General features: G+C 27.4%; 4 protein-coding genes. All 4 read left to right on the top strand.

Going from position 1 to position 3,733, the window contains the following annotated elements:
* Positions 1-67: 67 nt before the first annotated feature.
* The 4 genes from Q9969_RS11565 (at position 68) to Q9969_RS11550 (ending at position 3,664) form a co-directional block, all read left to right on the top strand.
* The gene (locus tag Q9969_RS11565; RefSeq protein WP_305557897.1) at positions 68-2,404 is read left to right on the top strand and encodes an Ig-like domain-containing protein; all 2,337 of its coding nucleotides are present in this window, start codon (positions 68-70) and stop codon (positions 2,402-2,404) included.
* Between the two features lie 312 nt (positions 2,405-2,716).
* Positions 2,717-3,304, top strand: a complete 588-nt coding sequence (locus Q9969_RS11560; protein ID WP_305515729.1) for an acyltransferase — start codon at positions 2,717-2,719, stop codon at positions 3,302-3,304.
* Positions 3,305-3,322: 18 nt separating this feature from the next.
* A complete protein-coding gene (locus tag Q9969_RS11555) occupies positions 3,323-3,484 on the top strand; it encodes a rubredoxin (RefSeq protein ID WP_305515726.1) in 162 nt (53 codons plus the stop codon).
* Positions 3,485-3,544: 60 nt separating this feature from the next.
* On the top strand, positions 3,545-3,664 hold the full coding sequence (locus tag Q9969_RS11550) for a rubredoxin (RefSeq protein WP_305515724.1): 120 nt from the start codon (positions 3,545-3,547) through the stop codon (positions 3,662-3,664).
* Positions 3,665-3,733: the final 69 nt, after the last annotated feature.

The raw sequence follows: 3,733 nt of genomic DNA, 5'->3' as shown, positions 1-3,733 counted from the left end.
TGAATATTATTAAAGACAAATTTATATAAAACATTTACTATAAGTTTAGATTATAGGGGTTTTAATAATGAAATTAAAAAATATATTTTTTATTAGTATATTTTTAATAATAATTATTTCATTAACAAGTGTTGTTTATGCAACTGATAACCATACAACTAACAATTGTGTTTGTATAAATCCTAAAATTGAAATAAATGAATATTATAATGAAATAACACTAATAGAAAAAAATCAAGAAAATATAAAAAATAAGAATTTAGATAATATCGTAACGAACCAAACTTTTCATGATTACTTTGATGAGAAGGGGTTATTAAAAGAGGATGTAGCATCTGGAGCAACCTTAGACTTTCAGGGAAAATTCATAGCAAATGAAAATGAATCATTTATAATAAATATAACAAAACCAATAAATATAATTTCAACAACCCATGATGCATACATTGATATGAACACGACTGCTGGAAATTATTTTGGAGAATATGTGGGGAATAGTTTTGCTATTCATAATGGGGGTTCTGGAACAAACGTATCTGGAATCAAATTTCATAATACGCAATTATGGTTAGCAAACACAAATTATGTGACTCTAAATAATATTAGTGTCATTGTCGAAAATCAAAGAGTGGGATCTGGTGTTGGTGTTATAGCAATTCGTGAAAATTCAACCTATATCACAGTGAGAAATAGTTATTTTTCAACACAAAATAACGGAGGTTCTAGTTCGTTAGTTCTTTCATGGGCAAATTATTGTACAATAGACAATAATACAATAAGGGGAATTGGATTTGCAGGTAATATACTATATTTAAATCATTATAATGTATTTATTCCAGAGGGGATAAAATTTAACATTTACAATAACATTACAAATAATAGAATTTATGGTACTGATCCACCATCTGGTATTTGCATACCTTTAAAAGTATTTGGATGGTATAATTTAATTGAAAATAATACAGTTGATTATATTGGGGATAGTGGAATTAATTCAGGAATATCTGGAATTGTTAGAAATAATATTTTAACAAGATCCGCTTCCATATGCATTGATGAAAATTCAACTGGATATAATAATAAAATAATTGGTGGAAATCTTATTGTTGATAAAACTGGAACTGCACATAACAATACTGCAAACAAATTAATACTTCAAGGTATCGCATATAACAATATTGTAAATGAATTATATGTTTATGAGGGTATTGCATATAACAATACTATTAATAAAAATGCAACATTAAGTAATGGAACACTTAATAAATGTATAATAAAGAATAATCTTTTACTTGGGTCTATGAATCTCGTTAAAAATTCAACAATTAAAGGCAATATTACAATAAACGAAGAACTGGGAAATAATAATTTAATTTCTAATATTATTTTCGGTTCTATTACATTATATTCATCTTCAAAAAATAGCATTATTAATAATAATATCACTACAACACAAAATTATACAATAATTTTGTTAAGAAATTCTAAAAATAATATAATTAGGGATAATTTATTAATTAGTGCTAATAGTAATTCAGATGCATCAGTTAGCTTTTCTGATAATTCAAATATTGTAACCCATAATTATCCGATTGGAAATAATAGTTTAATTGTACTTAATACCACATTAACCGGAACAAACATAGGAATGTACTACAATGACATACAACAGTATCAAGTAAAATTAACAGATTCCAACAACAAGCCATTACCAAACGAAACAATTAAAATAAAATTCAACGGAAAAACAACAACCTTGCAGACAAACGAAAATGGGGTTGTGGTAATTAATATAGAGCTAAAAAAGATAGGAACACATGAAATCATAGCAAAATATGAAGGAACAATAAAACACAACAAAAGCACAACAACCAATAAAATTCAAATCATAAACCCATTTACAAAAAACATAAACATGAGCATGTACTACCAAGAGAAAATAAACTATAAAATCCAGATAATAGGAAAAAATAACAAACCAATTAAAGCCGACGAGAGAATAATATTCAAAATTAACAAAAAAACAATAAAAACAAAAACAAACAAAAACGGATATGCAACAATAAAACTAACTCTAAAACCTGGAAAATACACAATAACAACAATATACAAAAATTATAAAACAATAAACCAAATAAAAATAAAACCAACCCTAATAACAAAAAACATAATAAAAAAGAAAACAAAAACAATAAAATTCACAGCAAAACTCATAAACACAAAAGGAAAACCACAAACAAACAAAAAAATCAAATTCAAAATCAAAAGAAAAACATACACAGCAAAAACAAACAAAAAAGGATATGCAACAGTAAAAATAACAAACCTAAAAACAGGAAAACACAAAATAACAACAACATACCAAAAACAAAAAACAACCAACAAAATAACAATAAAAAAATAGGAATCTTCAAACCAGTTAATATATATACTAATTAACAACATATATGATCTCATTAACAAATTAAATTTGATTAAATGAAGGTTTGATAATATGGTTAGATTTTCACAAACTCTTGATGATAAACAATCCAAAAATAGAGAAAATCCATATGATGATAAGTATCGTATGCACTCTCAAGAACCTCAGCCAGCACCTAGAACAGTTTACCGTCAACGTGAGGTTACACCAGAACAAGATAATTTCTATACTCATCCTCCAAGAGAAGAGCCAACTGAAATTATTTATGAAAGGCCTCAAATAGAAAGAGAATCTATTCAACGGGATTACTCAAAACCAGAGTTAGATTTTCCAAAAAATCAAAATATTCAGTTTGGTGTTGAATATTCTCCAAACTCAAAACCGCCAGTGATTGGTAAAAACTACACAATTAGGTCAAATTCCATTATTTATAATGATGTAATTATTGGAGATAATTTCAGAACAGGACATAATGTTGTTATCCGTGAAAACACCAATATTGGGGATGATGTTTTAATTGGAACTAATACTGTTATTGAAGGAGATGTGATTATTGGAAATGATGTCAGCATTCAATCTAATGTATATATTCCAACTAACTCTATAATTGAAGATAATGTGTTTATTGGACCTTGTGCTTGTTTTACTAATGATAAATATCCTGTAAGGATTAATTATGAACTTCAAGGACCTAAAGTCAGACGAGGAGCTTCAATAGGGGGCAACACTACATTTTTATCTAATGTTGAAGTTGGAGAAGGTTCTATTGTTGCTGCTGGAGCTATTGTAATTCATTCTGTTCCACCATTTTATTTAGCTATTGGAACACCTGCTCGTATTAAACCACTTCCAGATCACTTAAAAGTTCCTAATAGATTCTAAAGGTTTGGAGATTATACTATGGCTAAATATAAATGTAAAATTTGCGGTTATGTTTTTGATGAAGACGATATTGAAGAAGGATTGAATATTCCTGCCGGAACTAAATTTGATGATTTGCCCTCTTCTTTTAAATGTCCAAAATGTAAAATGCCTAAGGCGATGTTTGAAAAAATTGATTAGTTTTATATATAACTAATTATATATTTACTAGTATTGAAAAATTTTAAGGAGATTGTTATTATGGCAAAATTTAGATGTAAATTATGCGGTTTTGTAACTGATGAGTTTGATGAACTTCCAGCAGATTACAAATGCCCTATGTGCGGTGCAACTGCTGACATGTTTGAAAAAATCGAATAAATATAATTTCACATGACTTATTTTTGCAAAGTTTGTGTTTCGTTTTAGATTAAGACGGATTGCCTAAAA

The sequence above is a fragment of the Methanobrevibacter sp. V74 genome, assembly GCF_963082495.1.
GTDB lineage: Archaea > Methanobacteriota > Methanobacteria > Methanobacteriales > Methanobacteriaceae > Methanocatella.
The sequence above is the reverse complement of the archived record's forward strand: the minus strand, read 5'-3'. Positions and strand labels throughout refer to the sequence as shown.